The following is a 21,621-nucleotide window of genomic DNA, read 5'->3' as shown; positions in this document are numbered from 1 at the left end:
CCAAAGGATCGAAGCGGGCGCGAGCACTTCGATTGCCCTACTACAGTCGAGAAATGCCCGGCGCGCCGTTGAAGCCGATGCTCGCGATGACCGGCCCACTGCCCGCCGGCGCCGACTGGGCGTACGAGTTCAAGTGGGACGGCGTACGCGCGCTGGCCGACATCACCACCGGCCGGCAACACCTGTACGCCCGCTCCGGCGCGGAGATCACCACCGCGTACCCGGAGCTGATCACCCTCGGCGAGCAGGTCGACGACGCGCTGCTCGACGGCGAGGTGGTGCTGCTCAACCAGGCCGGCCAGCCCTCGTTCACCGCCTTGGCCGAGCGGATGCACGTGCGGGACGCGGCGAAGGCGGCCCGGCTCGCGGCGACCGCGCCGGTGACGTACATGATCTTCGACCTGCTCCGGCTGGGTGGCGCGGACCTGACGGGGCGGCCGTGGCGGGAGCGCCGGGAGCTGCTGGACGGGCTGGGCCTCGGCGCCGCCCGGTGGGCGGTGCCGCCGACCTTCACCGACGGCCCGGCCACCTACGAGGCGGCCGGAGAGCACGGCCTCGAAGGGGTGATGGCCAAGCGGGCCGGCTCGGCCTACCGGCCCGGGGTCCGCTCCCCGGACTGGGTGAAGGTCAAGCTGGAGGTGACCGGCGACTTCGTTGTCGGCGGCTGGCGACCCGGCGCGCGCAAGATCGGTGGGCTGCTGGTCGGGGTGCCCGGCCCGGATGGCCGGCTCGTCTACCGGGGCCGCGTCGGCGGCGGCATCGGCGCGGCCATCGAACGGGAGCTGCTGCGCGAGCTGGAGCCGCTGCGTTCCGGGGAGTCGCCGTTCTCCGGGGACGTGCCGCGCGAGGACGCCCGGGCCGCCATCTGGGTACGGCCCGCGGTGGTGGTCGAGGTGAAGTACGGTCAGCGCACCCCGGACGGCCGGCTGCGCTTCCCCCGCCTGCTGCGGCTCCGCCCGGACAAGCCGCCGCAGGAGGTGGACGATGCCGGGTGACCGGTTCCGGGTCGACGTGCAGGGGCGCTCGCTGGACCTGTCCAACCTGGACAAGGTGCTCTATCCCGACGCCGGTTTCACCAAGGGCGAGGTGATCGACTACTACACCCGGATCGCCCCGGTGCTCCTGCCCCACCTGGCCGACCGGGCGCTCACCCGGATCCGGTACCCGAACGGGGTCGACGACAAGAGCTTCTTCGAGAAGAACGCCCCGGCCGCCACCCCCGACTGGGTGCACACCGAGACGCTGCCCGTCCCCGGGTCGAGCAAGGGCCGGGAGACCATCGACTACGTGGTGGCCGACGACCTGCCGACCCTCGTCTGGCTGGCCAACCTCGCCGCCCTGGAACTGCACACGCCGCAGTGGAGGATCGGCAGCCATCCCGACACGATGGTCGTCGACCTGGACCCGGGGTCGCCGGCGGGGCTGCGCGAGTGCTGCGAGGTGGCGCTGCTGCTGCGCGACCGGCTGGCTTCCGATGGGGTGGAGGCGTACCCGAAGACGTCCGGGAAGAAGGGCATGCAGTTGTGCTGCCCGATCGCCGGCACCCAGTCCTCTGATCTCGTGTCCGACTACGCGAAGCGGATCGCCCAGGAGTTGGAGTCGGAGCACCCGAAGCTGGTCGTGTCGCGGATGGCGAAGAACCTGCGCCCTGGGAAGGTCTTCATCGACTGGAGTCAGAACAACGCCGCCAAGACGACGGTGTCGCCGTACTCGTTGCGGGCCCAGTCCGTGCCGGCGGTGTCGACCCCGCTGACCTGGGACGAGGTTTCCGCCGGTGCCGCTGGTAAACGGCCGGCGACTCGCCCCTACACCGCTGCGGAGGTGTTGAAGCGGGTGGAGAAGCAGGGGGATCTGCTCGCACCGCTGCTGGACGGCGGCCCCGAACTGCCTGCCGGCTGACGCGCCGGCCGAGTCCGAGTCCGTGTCGTCGACGGAGGACCGTCGTACCCTCACCTGGTGCTGCTCACGTACGTTGATGAGTCGTTCACCGACCGTCTCTACTGGATCGGGGCGCTGCTGGTCCCGGACAAGGTCGCGATGCCACTGAGCGAGGCACTCGACCAGGTGATGGACCACGCGACCAAGACGTACAGCGTGCCATCCGAGACCGAGCTGCACGGCTACGACATATTCCATGCCAGATCTGTCTGGAAAGGAGTGCCGCCCCGGGCCCGGATCGCGGTCTACCGCAGGGCCATGGAGGCGATCGGTGCCCATGACGTCACGATCATCATCCGGGGTGTGAAGCGGGCAGCCCTGGCCAAGAGGTACGCCGCGTCCGCCCGGCCCGCGCACGAGGTGGTGCTGTCGCACCTGCTCGAGAGGATCGATGGGTATGCGGCGAGCCGGGAGGAGTATGCGTTGGTCATCGCCGACGAGGTGCAGGAGCAGGCGGCGCACCGAGCCGACCTGACGCGGTACCGGGTGTCCGGGACCGGTGGGTACCGGTCGAGGAAGCTAACGCGGATCGTCGACACGCTGCACTTCGCCCCGTCGCACGCCAGCCGGCTCGTCCAAGCGGTCGACCTGGTGACGTTCCTGTTCCAGCGTCTCGACCGGCCCGGTGCCGACCTGCGGGAAGCGGCGGCCAACGAGCGGTTGTGGTCCCTGGTCGCCTCCTGCTGCTACCACAACTGGTGCTGGGACCCCCTGGCCAAGGTTCCCTGATCCTTTGATGCACGAAGGGCCCGCGTCAGCGGGCCCTAAGGCGGGTGCGGGAGCCCGAGGGCGTCCTGCGACATCCAGGCTAGCAGGAGTTCGTGCGTCGCATGCCGAAGATGCCCAGGTGACAGCTACCCGGCGGGGAACACCCCGTGTGTACGGGCGCACGCGGGGGTGATCCCGGTGGTGATGGCGTCGCGCATCGCCCCGGCAACTGCTCCCCGCGCACGCGGGGGTGATCCGTGGCTACTCGTCCCGCTCTGCGGCGGCGAGTCCTCGGTGATCGACGCGAACCTGGACCGGGCGCCGCTGGACCGCCCGCGCCGCCGCCCAGCGGCCACCCACGTCATCTGAGCCTCTCCGCTCATCCCCGACTGATCCACCGGTCACGGCGAGAGCAGGGCGAGATGTGATCGGCCGGCAGGGTGCACCGCGCGCGGCCGGACAGTAGCCGGTCGCAGAAGACCCAGTGGCGTACGTTCTGCTCGTCCTCGGCCGAGACCGTCACCCCGCCCGGTTCGACGCGGGCGCTGAGCCGAGCCAGCAGGCGGGCCGCCGTTCGAGCGAAGACCCGTGCCCGGAGCAGGTCGGGCGCGGTGATCGGCAGGTGGATCACCCAGCGATCGCTCATCGGTACCGGTGCTTTCCGGACTGGCCGCCCTGCCACGTGTGCAGCGCACGCCGGATGCGTACGTTCTCCTCCCGTACCGCGACCACGGCGGCCTGTGCGACGGCCAGCTCGTTGGCGATCTCGTGCAGGAAGGCGCGGATCTCGAACGGGTCGAGCCCGTGCCGGCGGACGTTGAACCGCCGCTCGCGGATCTGCGCGGGGCGCAGGGGTTGTCTTGTTCTCTCCTGTCGGCCGGTCAGCCAACGGATCAGGTGACGCACGGGGGACCGCCCTTCGTCGGGTGCACGTCGAAGTGGAGGGGCGGCCCCCGCCGGTCGCAGTCGGCGGAGGCCGCCCGCCCGGCCGCCGCAGCCACGAACGGCGGTACGGCGGCAGGGCCGCGCCGGGGGAGTGGCGCGGGGTGGGGTCTTCCGGCGGCGATGCGAAACCGGTACGAGAGGTGCCAACCGACCGCAGCAGTACCGCATCACCGACAGTGACGCTACCGACACCTCTCACCTCTGTCAACGCTTGCCTACCTATCAAATCTCGCTGACGCGTTGCCTACTGCTTCCCTTCCAGTTGTTGCCGCCCTTTCACCTCGTGCTCGATACTGGGAGCGCCAACCGACTGCAAGGGGCCTCCACGTGCCGATCCCGCCGACCATGAGTGAGCTGATCAAAGATCTGCTGAGGCGGATCGAGGTGGGCGAGTTTCAGCCCGGGGAACAGATACCGTCCACCCAAGAACTGGCTGATCACTACGACCTGTCGCTCTCGACGATTCACCGCGCGGTGGCGACGCTGCGGGAGCAGGGTGTGCTGGTCGGCCGTCCAGGTCGCGGCGTCTTCGTCGCGGAGTCCTCCCGGGGCTGACCAGGCTGGTGGGTGGGCGGTCAACTTCCGCGCCGCCCGGGGTGCTGCGACCGCGCCAGCGGCTTCGGCCAGGGTCCAGCCCGTTCCTGCTCGCCGTGAATTCCCCGCTTGAGGTGCAGCGGTGGTAACTGGCGCCGACGGTATGGTCTACGGGAGCGACGGGCCGGTCTGGGGCGAGGGCGCTGTTCGACGAGCCCGCTGACGCCAGCCCCCGTCCGTGCCGGCCCCCGGCCGGTGACCAGGCGAAACTCTCGGCCGGTGCCGACGACCAGGGCGGTGCGCCCGAACTGAGGAGTGCCACGTGGAGCGGACCACCCTGCCGGCCGTCACGGCGGCCGTCCCCTCCTTGGCTGCGATGGCCGGCGACGTCGACCGCTCGCTGCTCACCTTCTACGACGACGCGACCGGCGAGCGGGTCGCGCTGAGCGCCGTGGAGTTGGGTGACTGGGCCGCTCGTGCGGCGGGCCTGCTGCGCGACGGGTGCGGGCTCGGCGTCGGCGACCGGGCGGCGGTGCTGCTGCCGCCGCACTGGCGTACGGCCGCAGTGCTGCTGGGTGCCTGGTCGGTAGGGGTCGCGGTGTCGTTCCGGCCCCGGGCCACCGCCGGGTTGCCGGTCCTGGAGCCGAGCGGGGACCGACCGTACGACGCCGTGTTCGTCACCCCGGAGCGGCTCGACGACTGGCTGGAGGACGTGCCCGAGGGCCTGCACCGGTACCTGGTAGGCACCGGAACGGGGCCGCTGGCCGAGGTGCCGGTCGGCTGGCTCGACTGGTCCGCCGAGGTGCTCCGGCACACTGCCACGCCGCCCGGCGTAACCACCCTCCGCCCGAGCGACCCGGCCAGCCCGGACGGCACCAGCTACGACGAGTGGGGCCGGCTCGCGGCCGAGATCGCCGCGCAGCTAGACCTGCGGGCCGGGGACCGGCTGCTGGTCGACGCCACCCAGGACGATCAGCCGCTGAAGTGGCTGCTCGCCCCGCTCGCCGTCGGCGCGTCCGTGGTCGTCTGCGCCAACCTCGACCGGTCACGCCTCGACGCCCGGATCACCGCCGAGGAGATCACCCGGGTCCTCTGACCGGGTGGGCTCAATACCCCTCGGCCGGGCTCGGCTGGGTGGCGTTCCGGCAGGCGGCGCCAGGTAAGCCCTGCCGACCGCCATGTCGGCGATGTGGGGGGTCGGGGTGACCCGAATCGCCATCTCGCCGACATGGCGGAGCGCGTCAGTCGAACGCGGCGGCGAACATGCCGGGCTGGTAGGAACCGCCCCGCTGGTGCACGATCACGGCCAGCCGGTTGGCGGCGTTGATCAGGGCGACCAGGGCGACCAGCGCGGCGATCTGGTCGTCGTCGTAGTGCCTGCGTACCTGGGCCCAGGTCTCGTCGGACACGCCCTGGTGGGCGTCGGCGAGCCGGGTGCCCTCTTCGGCGAGCGCCAGCGCGGCCTGCTCGGCCTCGGTGAAGACGGTGGACTCGCGCCAGGCGGCGACCAGGTTGAGCCGGATCGAGGTTTCACCGGCAGTCGCGGCCTCCTTGGTGTGCATGTCGATGCACCAGCCGCAGCCGTTGATCTGGCTGGCGCGCAGCGACACCAGTTCCTGCGTGGACTTCGGTAGTGGCGACTGATGGATCACCATGCCGGCGTTGGCGAACCGCTTGGCGAACCTCGTGGCGAGCTCGTTGTCGAACAGGTTGAATCGGGCGTCCATGGTGCCGTCCTTCACTCGTGGGGTTCGGTCGGACGAACACGAGATGCCGGCGTTCGGGTCCCTGTGACGGCCTGGGCGGGTGACGACTGCCACAGCCGGAGGTGTCACAAGACGGCGGGGTTCGGCATCTGATGGGTGACGCAGTCGAGAGCGAACGGGAGTCACCCATGGTGGGCACACCGCAGACCGCAGCCGACGGAGGCCGGGACACCGAGCTGTCGGACCCGGCCACCGAGGCGTTCCTCGCCCACCGGAACCTGCTGTTCACCGTCGCGTACGAGATGCTCGGCTCGGCCGCCGACGCGGAGGACGTCCTGCAGGAGACGTGGTTGCGGTGGGCGGGCGTCGAGCTCGGCACGGTGCGGGATCGGCGTGCGTACCTTGTCCGGATCACCACCCGTCAGGCACTCGCCCGGCTTCGTACGCTCGGCCGCCGCAAGGAGTCCTACGTCGGCCCCTGGCTGCCTGAACCCCTGCTAACCGCGCCCGACGTGGCCGAGGACGTCGCGTTGGCCGACAGCGTCTCGATGGCGATGCTGCTGGTGCTGGAGACGCTCGCGCCGACCGAACGGGCGGTGTTCGTGCTGCGCGAGGTGTTCGACCTCGGGTACGACGAGATCGCCGAAGCCCTCGACAAGAGCACGGCCGCAGTCCGGCAGATCGCACACCGGGCCCGAGCACACGTCGCGGCGCGCCGGCCACGCCGGGTCGTTTCGGCGATCGAGACCCGGAACGCGCTCGATGCGTTCCAGCGGGCGGTCGAAACCGGTGATCTGCAGCGCCTGCTCGACATTCTCGCCCCGGATGTCGTCCTTCTCGGCGACGGTGGTGGAGTCAGGCAGGCCGTCCTACGGCCCATCGTGGGGGCCGACAAGGTCGCCCGCCTGCTGGCCGGCGGGTGGAGCAGGAGCGCGCACCTCTCGTCGCTGCGGCCGGCACAGGTCAACGGCAACCCGGCGCTGATTGTCCGACTCGACGGGGAGCTCGACACCGTCCTGGCGGTGCGCATCGACGACGGCCGCATCACCGGGCTCTACGCCGTACGCAATCCCGAGAAGCTGTCGCACATGGCGCGGGTAACCGTGCTGAGTCGCTGAGTCGCTGAGTCGGCGGCGGCTCGGGACCGACGACGGCGTGCTGACGGGCTCGGCCGCCGGACCGATGCTCAGTCGACGCTGGGCAGCTTCGGGTCCGGAAACCCTTTGACTCCACCGGGCTCCGCGCCGCCTACTTCTCTCGGCGGGCAGGACGAGGAAGGGACTCCGGTGGATCGGACGGATCTGGGCGTGGACGCTCTCACCTGGGGGGATGTCGGCGAGCAGCACCTCGCGGCGCTCACGGAGCTGGCCGGGGGATGCCTGGCCGTCGACGGCGGGCTGCCGCTGTTCGCCCGTCCCCCGTTGCTGCGGGCCCGGCTGTTGCAGACTCGTACCCTCGGTGCCTGGCACGATGGCCGTCTGGTCGCGGCCGTCGGCGTGGGCACCGGCCGGGAGCCGGCCACCAGCACCGGCCTGGTGCATCCGGGTTGGCGTGGGCGGGGTCTGGGCGGTCGGCTGCTGGACTGGGCGGGCGAGCAGGCCGGGGGTGCCGAGCTGCTGCTCACCACCGAGTCCTGGAGCCCCGGCGCGGACGCCCTGTTCGTGGCGCGCGGCTTCGAGCGGACCTTCGTCGAGTGGGTGCTGCGGCACGACCTGGCCGCCCTGCCGGACGTGCCGCCGCCCGACGGGGTGCGCACCGGGCCGATGGTCCGGGAGGCCGGCCCAGAGCTGTTCGAGACGTACCGGGCGTCCTTCGCCGACCGTCCCGGATTCCGGCCGCCCGATGCCGAGGAGTGGCTGGGCGAGCTGTGGGACGACGACGGGTACCGGCCGGACCTGTCGCTGATCGCCCGCGGCCCCGACGGTGCCGCCGTCGGCTTCCTCAACGTCATCGACAACTGGGTCGACCAGGTGGGCGTGGTCCCCGGCTGGCGGCAGCGGCGGGTCGGGGCGCACCTGGTGGCCGTCGCGCTGCGGTCGCTGGCCGGTGACGGTGCCGGTGCCGGGGAGGCGTGGCTCTGCGTCAACGACGACAACCCGGCTGCCGTGCTGTACCGGAGGCTCGGGTTCCGCGACGCCGGCCGCCGCGCCCGCTACCTGCGCCGCCGCCCCTGACGCGGCCGGCCGGTCGCGTCAGAGGTGGCGGGCGGAGCCGGTGAAGTGGCTGCTCGCGCCGCTGGTCGCGGGCGCGTCGGTGGTGGTGGTGTGCGCCAACCTCAACTGAGCCCGGCAGGACGCCCTGATCACCGCCGAGGGGATCACGAAGACGCTCTGAGCCAGTTCGATGACTTCCTTGCATCTGGTACTACCAGCAGTACCATAAGGGTATGCCGGCCGTAGCCAGGATCGTTGAAGCGATGCGGAAGAACCCGCAGAACCTTGCCTACAAAGCGATCGACAAGAAGGAGGCCATGTGATGCAGCCCGGTGCCCTTCCCGAAATCACCCACTACACCTACCGGGTCACCTGGTCCGCCGAGGACCACGAGTTCGTCGCCACCTGTGCCGAGTTCCCATCCCTGACCTGGCTGGCGTCGTCCCAGACCGAGGCCCTTCAGGGGCTCCAAGGCCTGCTACGCGAGGTGATCATTGACATGGAGGAGCAGGGCGAACAGGTGCCGCAGCCGTTCGCGGACCGCCACTACTCGGGCAAGTTCAACCTTCGCGTCGGCGAGAGCCTGCACCGGGAGCTCGCCATGCAGGCCGCCGAGGACGGCATGAGCCTCAACCAGTACGTCCTGCGGAAGCTCCGCGCCGCCTGACCGGGGCGGTCAGTCGACGGTGGGCAGCTTGGGGCCGAGGACGTCGTCGGCGTCGACGATCGTGTACGCGTACCCCTGCTCCGCCAGGAACCGCTGCCTGTGCGCCGCGTACTCCGTGTCGATGGTGTCCCGGGAGACGACGGTGTAGAAGTGCGCCTGCCGTCGGTCGGCCTTCGGGCGGAGCACCCGGCCCAGCCGCTGCGCCTCCTCCTGCCGCGACCCGAACGTGCCCGACACCTGGATCGCCACGGCCGCCTCGGGCAGGTCGATGGAGAAGTTGCCGACCTTCGAGATGACCAGGGTGCGCACCTCGCCGGACCGGAACGCGTCGAACAGCCGCTCCCGCTCCTTGTTGGTCGTCGACCCCTGGATGATCGGGGCGTCCAGGTACTCGCCGAGCTGGTGCAGCTGGTCGATGTACCCGCCGATGACCAGCACCTGGTCGCCCGCGTGCCGGTCGACCAGCGCCTTGACCACGGGCAGCTTGGTGCGGGCGGTCGCCGCCATCCGGTAGCGCTCCTCGGCCTCCGCCGTCGCGTACGACATCCGTTCCGCGTCGGTGAGCGTCACCCGTACCTCGGTGCACTCGGCCGGGGCGATCCAGCCCTGCGACTCGATGTCCTTCCACGGCGCGTCGTACCGCTTGGGGCCGATGAGGCTGAACACGTCGCCCTCCCGGCCGTCCTCGCGGACCAGGGTGGCGGTCAGGCCGAGCCGGCGGCGGGCCTGGAGGTCGGCGGTGAACCGGAAGATCGGCGCGGGCAGCAGGTGCACCTCGTCGTAGACGACCAGGCCCCAGTCGCGGGCGGAGAACAGGTCCAGGTGGGTGAACGCGCCGCCGCGCCGCGAGGTGAGCACCTGGTACGTGGCGATGGTGACCGGGCGGATCTCCTTGCGCTCGCCCGAGTACTCGCCGATCTCCTCCTCGGTCAGCGAGGTGCGGGCGATCAATTCCCGCTTCCACTGCCGGCCGGCGACCGTGTTGGTCACCAGGATCAGGGTGGTCGCCTTCGCCTCGGCCATCGCCGCGGCCCCCACCAGGGTCTTGCCCGCGCCGCAGGGCAGCACCACCACGCCCGACCCGCCGGCCCAGAACGCCTCCACGGCCTCCCGCTGGTACGACCGCAGCGTCCACGGCTTCCCACCGTCCCCGCCGGCCTCGGCCAGCTCGATGGGGTGCGCCTCGCCGTCGACGTACCCGGCCAGGTCCTCCGCCGGCCAGCCGAGCTTCAGCAGCGCCTGCTTGAGCCGGCCCCGCTCGGACGGGTGCACCGCGATCGTGTCGTCGTCGAGTTTCGCGCCGAGCATCCCGGCGAGTTTCTTGCTCTTGGCGACCTCGATCAGCACCATCCGGTCCAGCGCCCGCAGCACCAGCCCGTGCGCCGGGTCGTTGGCGAGTTGCAGCCGGCCGTACCGGTCCATCGTCTCGGCCACGTCGACCAGCAGCCCGTGCGGCACCGGGTAGCGGGAGTACTTGATCAACGAGTCCACCACGCCCTCGGCGTCGTGGCCGGCGGCCCGCGCGTTCCACAGCCCCAGCGGGGTCAGCCGGTACGTGTGCACGTGCTCGGGGGAGCGCTCCAGCTCGGCGAACGGCGCGATCGTCATCCGACAGGCCTGGGCGTCGGGGTGGTCGATCTCCAGCAGCAGGGTCTTGTCCGACTGAACGATCAGTGGTCCACCGCTCACGCCAGCGTCCTTTCCTTGCCTGGTCGCCGGCCGCCTCGCGGGTGTCCGGGTGACCCCGGGCCGACCAACCAGTCTTGCACGGAAGCGGATGAGGGCAGAAAATCGGACACGGGGTGCAACCATTCCCGTACGTCCGGCGTCTAGCAGAGGGACGACCATCCTGGGAGGCCTCATGAGACAGGTTCCGCTCACCGCCAGGGTCGTCGCCTTGGCTGTGGTCACGCTGGTCGGCGTCGGTTCGTGCACGCCCGATCGGCAGGCCGACCCGGGTGGCCGTGGAGGAGGGCTCGCCCAGGCCGGCTCAGCCGAGCAGGGAACGGGGGCGGGCGGTTCGTCCGGCCCCGACCAGCGGACCCGGCCGAACCCCACCCCGACGAAGGCGAAGCCGAAACCCAGGCCCAAGCCGACGCCGACCCGGACGGCGGCCCCCGAGCGGGCCGCGCCGACCGCGCCGACTCGGGCCGCCGGCTGCCAGCAGGGCGAGCACCAGCGCGAGGTGGAGACCTACCTGGCGAAGCTGGGCGGGTTCGGGCGGGTGACTGTTGACGGCCGCCAGTCCGCCGCCGACTGCGCCGCGATCAAGAAGTTCCAGCAGCGGTACGACATCCGCCCGGCCGCCGGCCGCGCCGGCCCCACCACGTACGACGTGTCGAAGCGGCTGGCCACCACCGACACCCGCCGGTGCAAGGCCGGGTCGTCCGGCACCACCTTCTGCATCGACCTCACCCGGCAGACCACCTGGGCGGTGCGCGGCGGGAAGGTCGTCTGGGGCCCGACGGTGACCCGGACCGGCATGCCGGGGTACGCCACCCCCGCCGGCACGTACAAGATCAATTACCGGAACATCAAGGAGTGGTCCGACCCGTACGAGGTGTGGCTGCCGTACTGGCAGCATTTCACCCAGGGGATGGGCTACCACCAGACCACCACCTACCTGCACGAGAAGTCGATCGGCTCGCACGGCTGCGTGAACCTGCTCCCCGCCGACGCCCGTCGGGCGTGGGAGCTGGGCAAGGTCGGCAGCCGGGTGGTCCTCTTCGGCCGTCGACCCGGCACCTGACCGGCCCGGGCCGCGATCCGGCCGGCCCGCGATCACCCGGCCCGCGATCCGTCCTCCACCCGACCAGCCCCGGCTCCGAGGAGGCGGCGATGAGCGTCGACCACGAGGCGGCAGCAGCCGAGGACGAGCCCGTGCCCGGCATCGCGGTCACCACGGCCACCGTGGTCGGCTACGGGCTCGCCGCCGCCGTCCTCGTCGCCTGGTTCCTGTACGGCTGGCTGGTCCAGCAGCAGGGCTTCGTCGCCTCGGTCGGTGAGTCCGCCGGGGCGGGGTTCGCCCTGCTGCTGGCCGTCTCCGTGGTGGGCACCGTGCGGCGCAGCCGCCGCTGACCGGGGACGGGGCCCCGGCCGGGCGCCGGCACGCCGGTCAGCTCTCCAGGACCGCCGCGGTGATCCGGTGCAGCGCGAAGGTGTGCAGCATCTCCGTCCGCTCGTCCTCGGCCCGCAGATAGCCCGCCCCGATCGACACCGGCCGGAGCAGCCGGGACGCGGTCGCCCCGTGCGTGTCGACGTACCCCACCCAGACCAGCGCCTTGTCCCGGACCGCCTGCTGGAGCACGGCGAGCGCGTCGCTGTGGCCGTGCGCCGGTGCCGGGCCCGAGCCGGCCGTACTGCCACGCACCACCGCCGGGGCCCGCCGGGCCGCCCGCGCCGCCGCCTCGCCCCGGCGGATCTGCTCCACCACCCCGAGCAGCCGCGGCATGGCCAGCTTCGGGGACGCCAGCGGGTCGAGCGTCCGACCGACCGGCGCCCGTCCGGGGGCCCGCCGGGTCTTCGGCCGGGCCAGCACCGCCGCGCCGGAGGCGTCCTCCGGCACCGGGGCGTACCCGGCGTCGCGCAACGCCATCAGCATCCGGTTGACCTGGTACGGGGTGGACAGCACCGTCGGGGCCAGCCGGCGGAACGCCAGCGGCTCCAGCCGCCGGTCGGCCAGCACCTCGGCGAGCAGTGCCTCGTCGTCGCTGCGCACGTACCCGCCGGCGGAGCCGACCCGCAGCCCGCCGTGCTTGCGGGCCACGTCGTCCACCAGGTAGGTCAGCCCCTGCGGGATCGGGGTGCGGGAGCGGCGACGGAACAGGGCGTGCAGGTCGTCGGCCGAGTACCCGGCGTCCAGGGCCCGGCGCACGCTCGCCGGGGTCACCCGGTGCACGCTCGCCCCGCCCGCCGACTCGTGCTCGGCCACCACCTCCAGCTCCCCGGCCAGCGCCGGGTCGGGCGGGCCGGGCACCACCACGGTCAGGTCGGCCTGCACCAGGAAGTGGTCGACCGGGGAGGGGAGCAGGGCGTCCAGCGCCCGCACGGCGGTGGACGCGGCGCCGCTCTCCGCGTCCGTGTGCAGCCCGAGCGGGTCGTCCGACCCCCGCTCGTCGGCGTCGGTCAGGTCGGCCAGCAGCAGCCGCCCGTACGAGGTGAGCGCCCCCAGCCCGGTCACCCCGAGCCGCGCGGCCTCCGCCAGCACCTCCCGGTACGCGGCCTCCCGGCCCCGGCTGCGTCGGGGCGCCCGCCAGTCGAGCAGCCCCAGCACCTCCTCCGGCGTCGGGGCGGTGGCCGGCTCCAGGTCGGCCAGCACCGACAGCACGGCCCGGCGGGCGGCGGGCGCGCCGGCCCGTTCCGCCTCGGCCGACAACACGGAGATCGGCCGGTCCCGGTCGTCCCGCTGCCCGGCCAGGCCGGCCTGCCGGGTCATCACCAGCCACGCCCGGGCCAACTGCACCCAGCGCTGGGCCAGCGACATGGCCCGCCACACCTCGTACCCGCCGGTGGGCATGACCTGCTGGTCCGCGCCGTACCGGGCGGTGGCGGCACCGGTCAGCTCCAGCTCGCCGGCCAGCCCGGCCGCGTACGCCACCTCCAGCAGCAGGGCGGCGGTCGGGTCGTCCACGCCGAGGGTCTTGGCCAGCCGGCGCAGGTCACGCACCCCGACCCCGCCCGAGCGCAGCACCGGCGCCGGCTCGGCGGACAGCAGTTCCAGCAGCGCCTCGGTGTTCCGTACCACCTCCATGGTCTGCCCGGCCCCGGCCGAGTCGACGGCCTTCGCCTCGCGCGGCGCGGCGGCCACCGGCGGCGGGCTGGTGCGCAGCGGGCCGAGCGGGCCGCTGTCCCGGCGCAGCAGCAGGCCGACCTCGCGGGGCAGCTCCACGGTGCCGGCGGAGACCAGCACCAGCAGCCGGTTGTCCACCAGCCAGCGCACCGGCGAGCCGGTCGGCGCGCCGCCGTTCGTCGGGTCCGGTGGGACGCTGTCCTCGGCGCCGAGCGGCGGGGCCTGGAGCGCGCCCGGGGGCACGCTGCCCACCGGCGGCCCGGCGGCGAGCCGGTCCAGGATCGCCCGGGCCGACGGCGGCGCGGCCAGCAGCGTGCGTCGCAGCTTCGCCGGGTCCGCGCAGAGGGCGGCCGCGTGCGGGTCCAGCTCCGCCGCAGGCCGGCCCAGCCCCGCCGGGTACGGCGAGACCTCGTCCACGCCGCCCACCACGCGTAGCGCGTGCTCCGGGCCGTGCAGCAGGAAGAGCGCGCGCAGCTTGTTCACCGCGCCGCGGATGGTGGCGGGGGCCGGTGCGCGGGGGCCGGCGGTGGCCATGGCCAGGACCGCCTCCATGGCGGTGGTGCCGTCGTCCGGGCCCCGGGTGAGCCGGGCAGCGTCGAGGATCTGGAGGGTGAACTGGTCCAGCCCGTCCAGGGCCCGGGCCACCGAGACCCGTGACTGGGCCCGGATCGCGAGCGCGGACACGTCGGCCGGCACGGGCACGACGAGGTCCGGCCGCAACTGGAGCAGGGCGGCCAGGGACTCGTCGGGCAGCGTCCGCAGGTGGTCGGCGAGTGAGGTGGTCATCGTCGTTCCACGCTAGCCCGCTTCGGGGCCCGCGCGCCCCCCGGACGTCCGGCTCGGCCGGTGATGGGCGGGTACGTTCTCGGAATGCCCTCGCTGACGGTCGGTTTCGACCTCGACATGACCCTGGTCGACTCGCGTCCCGGCATCGCCGCGGCGTTCCGGGCGCTCACCGCGCGCACCGGCGTACCCGTGGACGCCGACGCGGCGGTGTCCCGGCTCGGCCCACCGCTGCGGGTGGAGATCGCCCGCTGGTTCCCGCCCGAGCGGGTCGAGTCGGCCGTCGAGGCGTACCGGGAGCTCTACCCGGCGTACGCGATCACCCCGACCCTGCCGATGCCCGGCGCGGTCGCGGCCATCGAGGCCGTGCACGCCCACGGCGGCCGGGCGCTGGTGGTCACCGCCAAGATCGGCCGGCTGGCCCGGCTGCACCTGGACCACCTGGGGCTGGCCGTGGACGAGTTGGCCGGTGACCTGTTCGCCGAGGAGAAGGCGACGGCGTTGCGCGAGCACGGCGCGACCCTGTACGTCGGCGACCACGTGGCCGACATGGTGGCCGCAGAGGTAGCCGGGGTCCCGGGGATCGGGGTGGCCACCGGCCCCTGTTCGGCCGAGGAACTGCGTTCCGCCGGGGCCCACCTCGTGCTGGACGATCTCACCGGATTCCCAGCGGCGCTCGACCACATGATCCGGCTAGCCTTGAAGCAGTAGACGTCTCAAGCGAAGCAGGGGTTCTCAGGTGCCGACGGGTCGAGTGAAGTGGTATGACGCGGCCAAGGGTTACGGGTTCGTCACCAGCGACGAGGGCGGCGACGTGTTCCTGCCCAAGGGCGCGCTACCGGCGGGCGTCACCGACCTCACGGGTGGTCAACGGGTCGACTTCAGCGTGGTGGACAGCCGCCGGGGCGCCCAGGCGATGGGGGTCAAGCTGCTCGACGCCCCACCGTCGATGGCGGAGCTGCGCCGCCGGCCGGCGGAGGAGCTGCACGGCCTCGTCGAGGACATGATCAAGGTGCTGGAGGCGAAGGTCCAGCCGGACCTGCGGCGGGGCCGTTTCCCGGACCGGAAGTCCGCGCAGAAGATCGCTCAGCTCGTCCACGCGGTGGCGCGCGAGCTCGAGGTCTAAGGGCCGGAGGTCGGAGGTACGAGCCCGGCGTCGGTGGCCCGGCCCAGCAGCGCCTCCACGGCGGCGAACCCCGCGTCACCCAGGTCCGCGGTGAACTCGTTGACGTAGAGGGCGATGTGCCGGTCCACCACGTCGGGCTCCATCTCCTGGGCGTGCGCGAGCACGTACTCCCGGCTGACCTCCGGGTCGGCCCACGCCTGGCGGACCGACTCGCGGATCCACCCGGCCGCCTCGACCGGGTCGACCGCGCCCTTGCGCGCCAGGATCGCGCCGAGCGGGATCGGCAGCCCGGTGTCGCCCTCCCACCACTCGCCGAGGTCGACCAGGGCGGTCAGCCCGTGCCGGGGGTACGTGAACCGTGCCTCGTGGATCACCAGCCCGGCGTCGTACCGCCCCGCCGCCACCCCCGGCATGATCTCGTGGAACGGCACGACCTCGATGCGCGCGGGCGGCCGGTCGGCCGACCAGAGCCGGAACAGCAGGTACGCCGTGGTCCGGTCCCCGGGCACCGCGACCGTCGCGCCGGTCAGGTCGCTACGGCCCGCCCGCCCGACCCGCCCGACCGGGTCGCCCTGGTCACCCGGGTCGTCCTGGTCCCCCCGGGTCAGCACCAGCGGGCCGCAGCCCCGGCCGAGCGCGCCGCCGCAGGGCAGCAGGTGGTAGTCGTCCAGCAGCCAGGGCAGCGCCGCGTAGCTCACCTTCACCAGGTCGAACGCCCCCCGCTCGGCGGCGGTGTTGGTCACGTCCACGTCGGCGTACGTCACCTCGACCGGCGGAGCGCCCGGCACCCGGCCGTGCACCAGGGCGTCGAAGACGAACGTGTCGTTGGGGCAGGGCGAGATCGCCAGGGAGAGCGCCACGCCCCCACCGTATCCCCGCCCCTCCCGCCGTGCCCCGGCCAGCCCCGCCCGCTGTGACCCGCCCCTGCCCGCTGTAACCAGCTTGCCCGCTGCGCCCCGCCCCGCCCGGGTGAGGGTGTGGGCGGTGAGGGCGTGGGCCGTGAGCGGTGCGGGGGTGGTGAGCGGTGCAGGGGTGGTGAGCGGTGCAGGGGTGGTGAGCGGTGCGGGGTGTGGGTGTGGGCGTCGAGCGGTGGGGTGGCGCGTCGGCCGGTGTGGGCGCGACGCGTCAGCTGCGTGGCGCACGGGCTTCGGGGTTGCCTTCCGCCGCCTTTGGAGCTGCCCGCATGAACGGGGCAATCCGGAGTTCGCTGATCTCTCGGCCGAGAACAACCGGAGGCTCCCCTCCGCCCTTCCTCGGCCGTCGGCCCGTCCGCCCAGTCTGCCGTCGCTCCGCCGTTCTGCGTCGTTCTGTCCTTCCGCCCGTTCTGCCGATCTGCGCCGGTCCGCCGTTCTTGTCGCTCTGCCGTTTTGTGCCGGTCCGCCGTTTGTGCCGTTCTGCCGCTTTACGTAGGACGGCCGTAACGGTATGGGGGGCATGGCGGTCGGCCGGTGCCGGCCAGTGGGCGCATGAACGGGGCAGCTCCAAAGGGACCGGATGGAGACCCGCCTTCCACCGCCGAGGGCTGTTGTCCACAGGTCTGTCCACAGGTTTCGGTTGGATGTTGATGGTCCGGCAGCCACCGCCGACCATCGATGCGTGGAGAATCCAACAGGTACCGCCGGGCGGGACTGCAAGCCGACCGAGATCGACGATCAGGCGGTCGACGTCGCGGCCGTGCTTCGGGCCCTGCGCCGACAGGCCGACCTGAGCCAGCGGGAGCTGTCGGCCAGGGCCGGCGTGCCGAAGAGCACGGTTGCCCGGATCGAGTCGGGGGACGTGGCCGATCCGAGGCTGCGTACCGTGGAGCGTCTGGTGCGGGCGGCGGGAGGCCGGCTGCTGGTCGGGCGGCCCGGGGACGGGCCCGGGGACCGGCCGCCCGAGGTGCTGGCGGTGCCGGGGGTGCCGCACGACGGGATGCGGGACGAGGCGGGGCGGCGGTACCCGGCGCACCTGGACGTCTGGGAGGTGCACGACCCAAAGGACTGGCCGGGCGCCTGGTGGGCGGAGTGGTACAAGCTGCCCCCGGAGCGGTTCCCGCGACCGGTGCCGGCTGCGACGTACGAGCTGAGTCGCCGCTACCGGGACCAGCGTCGGTGGGCCGACCGGATCCGCCGCGAAGTGGCGGTGCGCCGGGTCACCGGCGAGGGCCTGCCCTCGACGTGCTGGCGGTTCGTGGCGGAGCTGCCCGACGGCCGGGTGCTCGGCGAGCTGCGGGCCCACGAGCGCAGCCCTCGCCTGCTGTACGGCGACCTGATCGACGCCGGGGAGCGGGAGATCGTGCTGGACGGCGTCCTGGTGACCGGGGCATGTCGCCGGCTCGGTATCGGGCGGCGGCTGGTGGAGGCGCTCACCGTGGAGATGGACCGAACGGGGCTCCGTGTGGCGCACGCCGTGGCCGACTTCGGTGGCGTCGATCTGCTGCTGGCCTGCGGGTACCGGTTGGAGGCAAGCCGGCCCTACGCGCTTCGCCTCGACCGCTCACCGCCCCGGTGGGCGTGCTGACGGGGCCCGGCCCTGGTTCAGGCCAGTGCGGCGGTGGCCGCCGTGAGGGCGGCGAACGCCTCGCGCAGCCGCCAGGAGGACCGGTCGCGCGGGCCGATCGGGTTGGAGACGGTGCGCAGCTCGGCGAACGGCAGGCCGGCCTGGGCGGCGGCGACCGCCACCCCGTACCCCTCCATGGCCTCGGCCACCGCGTCCGGATGCCGGTCGGCCAGGGCCTCGGTGCCGGCGGAGGTGCCGGTCACCGTGCTGACGGTGAGCACCGCGCCCACGGTCGCCCATGGCAGGGCGGCGCGCAGCGTGGCGAGCAGTTCCGGGTCGGCGGGCACGATGCTGCCGCCGCCGAGCAGCTCGGACGGCATGCCCAGCTCGTCCACCGGGATGAAGCCCTCCGGTGACTCGGCGCCGAGGTCCGCCGCGATGCTGCGGGTGGCGAGTACCGTGCCGCCGACCGCCACCCGGCCGACGAAGCCGCCGGCGATTCCCGCGCTGATCACGGCCCGGTACGGGCGGCCGGCGGCCTCGGCGAGCGCGAGCAGCCGGGCGGTGGCGGCCCCGGCGACGGCCGGTCCCACCCCGACCGGCACGACGGTGACTGCGGGGCCTGGCGGCGGCCCTGCCCCCGCCCCTGCCCCTGGGCCCGCCTCTGCCCCTGGGCCCGCCTCTGCCCCTGGGCCTGCCCCCGAGCCTGCCCCCGACGAGCCTGGGTGGCTCGGCGTGTGGGCCGGGAGGCCGGCGCGGACCGCCTCGGCCTCGGCCGGCACCGCGGTCACCACGAGCAGCCCGCCGGCGGCGGTCCGTGCGGAGGTGGTCCGCGCGGCGGTGAGGCCGGTCACGACACCGGGTCCCGGGGCTCGCGGCGGCTTCCGTCGTCGGCCCCGCCCGGGCCGCCGGAGCCGGAGGCGGCGGAGGAGGGCCGGTAGATGTGGTACCCGGGCGGGGCGAGGGCCGGGTCGTCGGCCGGACCGACGTCGGGGCCCCGGACCGGGCCGGGCGCGGACCGGTCGGGTGAGGGCGGGCCGGGTGGGGCCGGGGCGGGTGAGATCGGGGCGGGTGAGATCGGGGCGACGTCCGCCGCCGTGTCGGCGGCGTCCGGCGGGGCTGTGGTCGCCTCCTCGGTCAGCTCGTCGTCGCCGAGCGGGCGGCCGATCAGCCGCTCGTCGCGGAGCTTCCCGGCGACGTACACGCCCCGGGCGGCGGCGAGCACGCCGACCCCGGCGGCGACGGCGATGCCGAGCCGTCCGTCGAGCGGGACCAGGCCGAGGCCGCCGCCGGCCACGAAGGCCAGCATCAGCGCCGTCTCGGAGTGGGCGAACGAGCTGGCCCGCAGCCGCTCCGGGATGCGTTCCTGGATGGAGGCGTCGACCGACAGTTTCGCCACCCCGCTGGCCAGCGCGGCGACCAGGCAGAGCAGCGCCACCATCGGCAGCGAGAACTGGATGGTGGCCAGGACGGCCGTGCCGGCCACGATGATCATGCTGCTGGACTGGATCGCGGTGGGCCGGTGAATGCGCAGCCGGGTGCCGACCGCCGTGGCCAGGAAGGTGCCCACGGCCAGCGCCCCGCCGACCAGGCCGAGCGCCACCTCCGGGCTCAGGTCCCGGCCGAAGAAGTCGGTCGTCAGGTCGCCCTTCCTCAGCGCGAACGCGAGGAAGAGCAGCAGAAAGCCGTACACCGCGCGGGGCAGGGCCGCACCGACCAGGGTGGCGATGACGAGCCGGCCGGCCGGTCGACCGCGTCCCAGCGGACGGTCCCCGGCGGCCCGCCGGCCGAGCGACCGCAGCGGGCGGGGGACCCGCTCGGGTGGCTCCGAGTCCGCCCGGGGCGGCAGCCGCAGCGCGATCACCATGCCGACCAGGAAGATCACCGAGGCGACCCGGAGCGACCACTGCGGGCCGAACCAGAACGCGGCCAGCCCGATCGGGGCGACCAGCCCGCCGGCGATGGTGCCGTAGACGCTGGCCCGCGCGCCCACCTGGGACAGCCCGAGCCCCTCCGGCAGCAGCCGGGGCACCGCCGCAGAGCGGGCCACCCCGTACGCCCGGGAGAGCGCGAGCACCCCGAAGGCCGCCGGGTAGAGGCCGAAGCCGCCCATGTGGTCGGAGATCATCCAGGCGAGGAAGGCCCGGCCGAGCATGGTGGCGGCGAGCGCGTACCGCCGGCCGTGCCGGAAGTGGTCCAGCAGTGGGCCGACCACCGGCGCGAGCATGGCGAACGGCACCATCGTGACCAGCAGGTACAGCGCCACCTTGCTGCGCGCCTCGCCGAGCGGCACCTCGAAGAAGATCGTGCCGGCGAGCCCGATCGCGATCAGGGTGTCCCCCGCACAGGAGACCGCGTGCAGGTCGAACAGGCGCACCATGCCGACCTCGCCGCCGGCGCCCCTGGTCCGGGCCGAGCCGGCCCGGCGGGTCATCCAGCGTCCGCCCCGCGCGGATCCACGCAGCAGCAGGCGGACGGCGCGGATGCCGGTGCCGACGGTCCGCCCGAGTAGGGACCGCTCGGAGCGGGAGAACAACGGCATGTGCACCATCCTCGCCCATCCGCCCCACCCCCGCGCGACCACCATCGGAGAACACGCTCCGGGGAGTGCCTGTCGGTCGTCGCCGCGCATGGGGGACAATGGTTGAGTGACCAGGCCCGCCTCCGCCCGTGCCGCCCGCCTCGACCAGGTCTGCGCCGCCGCCGTCGAGGTGGCCCGCGACGCAATCACCGAGGTGGAGCCCTCCGACGTCGTCGGTGACCACCTCCAGTCCGTTGCCGAGGCCGACCGGCTCGTCACCCACTACTTCGAGTGCCTGCTGTCCGGTTATCGGGGTTGGCGGTGGGCGGTAACGGTGACCCGGGTGCCGCGCAGCCGGAACGTCACCATCTGCGAAACGGTTTTGCTGCCCGGCCCGGACGCGTTGCTCGCCCCCGGCTGGCTGCCCTGGCAGGAGCGGCTCAAGCCGGGCGACCTCGGCCCCGGCGACCTGCTGCCCACCTCGCCGGACGACGAGCGGCTCGCCCCCGGGTACGTGCTCTCCGACGACCCCGCCGTCGAGGAAACCGCCTGGGAGCTCGGCTTCGGCCGGCCCCGGGTGCTCTCCCGGGAGGGCCGCGCCGAGACCGCCCAGCGCTGGTACGAGGGCGACCATGGGCCCGCCGCGTCGATCTCGGCGGCCGCCCCGGCGGCGGCCCGCTGCGGCACCTGCGGCTTCTACCTGCCGCTGGCCGGCTCGCTGCGGCAGTCCTTCGGTGCGTGCGGCAACTTCTACGCCCCAGACGACGGCCGGGTGGTCAGCGCCGACCACGGCTGCGGCGCGCACTCGGAGACCCTCATCGAGACCCCCGACACCCCGGTCGACGAACTGCCCACCGTGTACGACGACAGCGCGGTCGAGGCGATGTCGGTCAGCGAGCCGGTGTCGGTGAGCTGGGCCCCGGGGTCGGTGGCGGAGCCGGCCGAGCCGTACGGCCCCTGACCGGGCGGCGTCAGCGGCCGGCGTCGTCCGGCCGGAGGGTCTGAGCTGCGGCGCGGCGGCGACGCCGGTTGGCGTCGTGGCGCATCATCACCGCCAGACCGGGAAAGCCCCACAGGAATCCGGCCAGGCACGTCCAGAGCCAGTCTTGACGTCCATGCTCGGTGAGCCAGGTCCGGAAGAAGATCAGCAGCACCAGACCGACCACCGCCCAGACCGCCAGCCCGGCGACCGCGAACGGCACCATCGGCGGGTCGAGCGGCTCGGGCCGCGGCGGTTGCTCCTGTCGCACGGGGGCAAGCGTACGCGACC

25 protein-coding genes are annotated in these 21,621 nt (G+C 73.4%); 15 read left to right on the top strand and 10 right to left on the bottom strand.

Going from position 1 to position 21,621, the window contains the following annotated elements:
* Positions 1 to 53: 53 nt before the first annotated feature.
* The 4 genes from ligD (OG559_RS09315) to OG559_RS09300 all read left to right on the top strand — a co-directional run bounded on the left by ligD (OG559_RS09315) (position 54) and on the right by OG559_RS09300 (position 3,015).
* Positions 54 to 995, top strand: coding sequence for a non-homologous end-joining DNA ligase (gene ligD / locus OG559_RS09315; RefSeq protein WP_405114327.1), 942 nt, complete (start codon positions 54 to 56; stop codon positions 993 to 995).
* On the top strand, positions 985 to 1,899 hold the full coding sequence (ligD, locus tag OG559_RS09310; RefSeq protein ID WP_405114325.1) for a non-homologous end-joining DNA ligase: 915 nt from the start codon (positions 985 to 987) through the stop codon (positions 1,897 to 1,899). The genes ligD (OG559_RS09315) and ligD (OG559_RS09310) overlap by 11 nt, the downstream gene beginning before the upstream one ends.
* A 57-nt stretch (positions 1,900 to 1,956) precedes the next feature.
* The gene (locus OG559_RS09305) at positions 1,957 to 2,667 is read left to right on the top strand and encodes a DUF3800 domain-containing protein (RefSeq protein ID WP_405114323.1); all 711 of its coding nucleotides are present in this window, start codon (positions 1,957 to 1,959) and stop codon (positions 2,665 to 2,667) included.
* 177 nt (positions 2,668 to 2,844) lie between these two features.
* Positions 2,845 to 3,015, top strand: a complete 171-nt coding sequence (locus OG559_RS09300) for a hypothetical protein (protein ID WP_405114321.1) — start codon at positions 2,845 to 2,847, stop codon at positions 3,013 to 3,015.
* A 10-nt stretch (positions 3,016 to 3,025) separates the two neighbouring features.
* Here OG559_RS09300 and OG559_RS09295 read toward each other — a convergent pair whose 3' ends face one another.
* Together OG559_RS09295 and OG559_RS09290 are read right to left on the bottom strand one after the other, a co-directional pair.
* Positions 3,026 to 3,292 (bottom strand): hypothetical protein, encoded by a 267-nt coding sequence (locus tag OG559_RS09295; RefSeq protein WP_405114319.1) that lies wholly within the window; start codon positions 3,290 to 3,292, stop codon positions 3,026 to 3,028.
* Positions 3,289 to 3,552: a hypothetical protein gene (locus OG559_RS09290; protein ID WP_405114317.1), complete on the bottom strand. Its 264-nt coding sequence runs from the start codon at positions 3,550 to 3,552 to the stop codon at positions 3,289 to 3,291. The genes OG559_RS09295 and OG559_RS09290 overlap by 4 nt, the downstream gene beginning before the upstream one ends.
* 366 nt (positions 3,553 to 3,918) lie before the next feature.
* On the opposite strand from OG559_RS09290, the gene OG559_RS09285 reads away from it, so the two are divergent.
* Both OG559_RS09285 and OG559_RS09280 read left to right on the top strand, forming a co-directional pair.
* Entirely contained in the window at positions 3,919 to 4,146 is a 228-nt protein-coding gene (locus OG559_RS09285; RefSeq protein ID WP_405114315.1) for a winged helix-turn-helix domain-containing protein, read from the top strand.
* Positions 4,147 to 4,447: 301 nt separating this feature from the next.
* A complete protein-coding gene (locus OG559_RS09280) occupies positions 4,448 to 5,221 on the top strand; it encodes a TIGR03089 family protein (protein ID WP_405114313.1) in 774 nt (257 codons plus the stop codon).
* Positions 5,222 to 5,366: 145 nt separating this feature from the next.
* Here OG559_RS09280 and OG559_RS09275 read toward each other — a convergent pair whose 3' ends face one another.
* Positions 5,367 to 5,852: a carboxymuconolactone decarboxylase family protein gene (locus OG559_RS09275; protein WP_405114310.1), complete on the bottom strand. Its 486-nt coding sequence runs from the start codon at positions 5,850 to 5,852 to the stop codon at positions 5,367 to 5,369.
* A 215-nt stretch (positions 5,853 to 6,067) separates the two neighbouring features.
* On the opposite strand from OG559_RS09275, the gene OG559_RS09270 reads away from it, so the two are divergent.
* A complete protein-coding gene (locus tag OG559_RS09270) occupies positions 6,068 to 6,949 on the top strand; it encodes an RNA polymerase sigma-70 factor (RefSeq protein ID WP_405116509.1) in 882 nt (293 codons plus the stop codon).
* A gap of 189 nt (positions 6,950 to 7,138) precedes the next feature.
* Entirely contained in the window at positions 7,139 to 8,005 is an 867-nt protein-coding gene (locus OG559_RS09265) for a GNAT family N-acetyltransferase (protein ID WP_405114307.1), read from the top strand.
* An 18-nt stretch (positions 8,006 to 8,023) separates the two neighbouring features.
* On the opposite strand, the gene OG559_RS09260 is transcribed toward OG559_RS09265, so the two are convergent.
* Positions 8,024 to 8,152: a hypothetical protein gene (locus tag OG559_RS09260; protein ID WP_405114305.1), complete on the bottom strand. Its 129-nt coding sequence runs from the start codon at positions 8,150 to 8,152 to the stop codon at positions 8,024 to 8,026.
* A 154-nt stretch (positions 8,153 to 8,306) separates the two neighbouring features.
* Here OG559_RS09260 and OG559_RS09255 point away from each other — a divergent pair, with 154 nt between their 5' ends.
* Complete coding sequence (locus OG559_RS09255) at positions 8,307 to 8,651, top strand: type II toxin-antitoxin system HicB family antitoxin (RefSeq protein WP_405114303.1); 345 nt, start codon at positions 8,307 to 8,309, stop codon at positions 8,649 to 8,651.
* A gap of 9 nt (positions 8,652 to 8,660) precedes the next feature.
* On the opposite strand, the gene OG559_RS09250 is transcribed toward OG559_RS09255, so the two are convergent.
* Positions 8,661 to 10,340 (bottom strand): DNA repair helicase XPB, encoded by a 1,680-nt coding sequence (locus tag OG559_RS09250; protein ID WP_405114301.1) that lies wholly within the window; start codon positions 10,338 to 10,340, stop codon positions 8,661 to 8,663.
* A 172-nt stretch (positions 10,341 to 10,512) separates the two neighbouring features.
* On the opposite strand from OG559_RS09250, the gene OG559_RS09245 reads away from it, so the two are divergent.
* Positions 10,513 to 11,400: a L,D-transpeptidase family protein gene (locus OG559_RS09245; protein WP_405114299.1), complete on the top strand. Its 888-nt coding sequence runs from the start codon at positions 10,513 to 10,515 to the stop codon at positions 11,398 to 11,400.
* Positions 11,401 to 11,489: 89 nt separating this feature from the next.
* On the top strand, positions 11,490 to 11,729 hold the full coding sequence (locus OG559_RS09240; RefSeq protein WP_350884180.1) for a hypothetical protein: 240 nt from the start codon (positions 11,490 to 11,492) through the stop codon (positions 11,727 to 11,729).
* Positions 11,730 to 11,766: 37 nt separating this feature from the next.
* On the opposite strand, the gene OG559_RS09235 is transcribed toward OG559_RS09240, so the two are convergent.
* Positions 11,767 to 14,226, bottom strand: coding sequence for a helicase-associated domain-containing protein (locus tag OG559_RS09235; protein ID WP_405114297.1), 2,460 nt, complete (start codon positions 14,224 to 14,226; stop codon positions 11,767 to 11,769).
* 84 nt (positions 14,227 to 14,310) lie between these two features.
* On the opposite strand from OG559_RS09235, the gene OG559_RS09230 reads away from it, so the two are divergent.
* Positions 14,311 to 14,934, top strand: a complete 624-nt coding sequence (locus tag OG559_RS09230) for an HAD family hydrolase (RefSeq protein ID WP_405114295.1) — start codon at positions 14,311 to 14,313, stop codon at positions 14,932 to 14,934.
* Between the two features lie 28 nt (positions 14,935 to 14,962).
* Entirely contained in the window at positions 14,963 to 15,349 is a 387-nt protein-coding gene (locus OG559_RS09225) for a cold shock domain-containing protein (protein ID WP_350884174.1), read from the top strand.
* On the opposite strand, the gene OG559_RS09220 is transcribed toward OG559_RS09225, so the two are convergent.
* Positions 15,346 to 16,209, bottom strand: a complete 864-nt coding sequence (locus OG559_RS09220; RefSeq protein WP_405114293.1) for a 1,4-dihydroxy-6-naphthoate synthase — start codon at positions 16,207 to 16,209, stop codon at positions 15,346 to 15,348. The two genes, OG559_RS09225 and OG559_RS09220, sit on opposite strands and share 4 nt — an antisense overlap.
* Positions 16,210 to 16,945: 736 nt before the next feature.
* On the opposite strand from OG559_RS09220, the gene OG559_RS09215 reads away from it, so the two are divergent.
* Positions 16,946 to 17,851 (top strand): GNAT family N-acetyltransferase, encoded by a 906-nt coding sequence (locus OG559_RS09215; protein ID WP_405114291.1) that lies wholly within the window; start codon positions 16,946 to 16,948, stop codon positions 17,849 to 17,851.
* Positions 17,852 to 17,868: 17 nt separating this feature from the next.
* Here the strand turns inward: OG559_RS09215 and OG559_RS09210 are convergent, their stop codons facing one another.
* Entirely contained in the window at positions 17,869 to 18,684 is an 816-nt protein-coding gene (locus OG559_RS09210) for a futalosine hydrolase (RefSeq protein ID WP_405114289.1), read from the bottom strand.
* Positions 18,681 to 20,372 (bottom strand): MFS transporter, encoded by a 1,692-nt coding sequence (locus OG559_RS09205; protein WP_405114287.1) that lies wholly within the window; start codon positions 20,370 to 20,372, stop codon positions 18,681 to 18,683. Before OG559_RS09205 ends, OG559_RS09210 begins: the two co-directional genes overlap by 4 nt.
* Before the next feature lie 106 nt (positions 20,373 to 20,478).
* Between OG559_RS09205 and OG559_RS09200 the strand changes: the two genes are divergently transcribed.
* A complete protein-coding gene (locus tag OG559_RS09200) occupies positions 20,479 to 21,312 on the top strand; it encodes a DUF3027 domain-containing protein (RefSeq protein WP_405114285.1) in 834 nt (277 codons plus the stop codon).
* A gap of 10 nt (positions 21,313 to 21,322) precedes the next feature.
* On the opposite strand, the gene OG559_RS09195 is transcribed toward OG559_RS09200, so the two are convergent.
* Positions 21,323 to 21,601 (bottom strand): DUF2530 domain-containing protein, encoded by a 279-nt coding sequence (locus OG559_RS09195; protein ID WP_405114283.1) that lies wholly within the window; start codon positions 21,599 to 21,601, stop codon positions 21,323 to 21,325.
* Between the last annotated feature and the right edge of the window lie 20 nt (positions 21,602 to 21,621).

It is taken from the genome of Micromonospora sp. NBC_01405 (assembly GCF_045040155.1).
Lineage (GTDB): Bacteria > Actinomycetota > Actinomycetes > Mycobacteriales > Micromonosporaceae > Micromonospora.
This window is presented reverse-complemented; position numbering and strand designations above follow the sequence as displayed.

Bases quoted from the DNA above. Each gene is read 5' to 3' on its own strand.
- OG559_RS09240 (WP_350884180.1), top strand. From the start codon at position 11,490: ATGAGCGTCGACCACGAGGCGGCAGCAGCCGAGGACGAGCCCGTGCCC.
- OG559_RS09205 (WP_405114287.1), bottom strand. From the start codon at position 20,372: ATGCCGTTGTTCTCCCGCTCCGAGCGGTCCCTACTCGGGCGGACCGTC.
- OG559_RS09235 (WP_405114297.1), bottom strand. From the start codon at position 14,226: ATGACCACCTCACTCGCCGACCACCTGCGGACGCTGCCCGACGAGTCC.
- ligD (WP_405114327.1), top strand. From the start codon at position 54: ATGCCCGGCGCGCCGTTGAAGCCGATGCTCGCGATGACCGGCCCACTG.
- OG559_RS09255 (WP_405114303.1), top strand. From the start codon at position 8,307: ATGCAGCCCGGTGCCCTTCCCGAAATCACCCACTACACCTACCGGGTC.
- OG559_RS09295 (WP_405114319.1), bottom strand. From the start codon at position 3,292: ATGAGCGATCGCTGGGTGATCCACCTGCCGATCACCGCGCCCGACCTG.
- OG559_RS09230 (WP_405114295.1), top strand. From the start codon at position 14,311: ATGCCCTCGCTGACGGTCGGTTTCGACCTCGACATGACCCTGGTCGAC.
- OG559_RS09275 (WP_405114310.1), bottom strand. From the start codon at position 5,852: ATGGACGCCCGATTCAACCTGTTCGACAACGAGCTCGCCACGAGGTTC.
- ligD (WP_405114325.1), top strand. From the start codon at position 985: ATGCCGGGTGACCGGTTCCGGGTCGACGTGCAGGGGCGCTCGCTGGAC.
- OG559_RS09245 (WP_405114299.1), top strand. From the start codon at position 10,513: ATGAGACAGGTTCCGCTCACCGCCAGGGTCGTCGCCTTGGCTGTGGTC.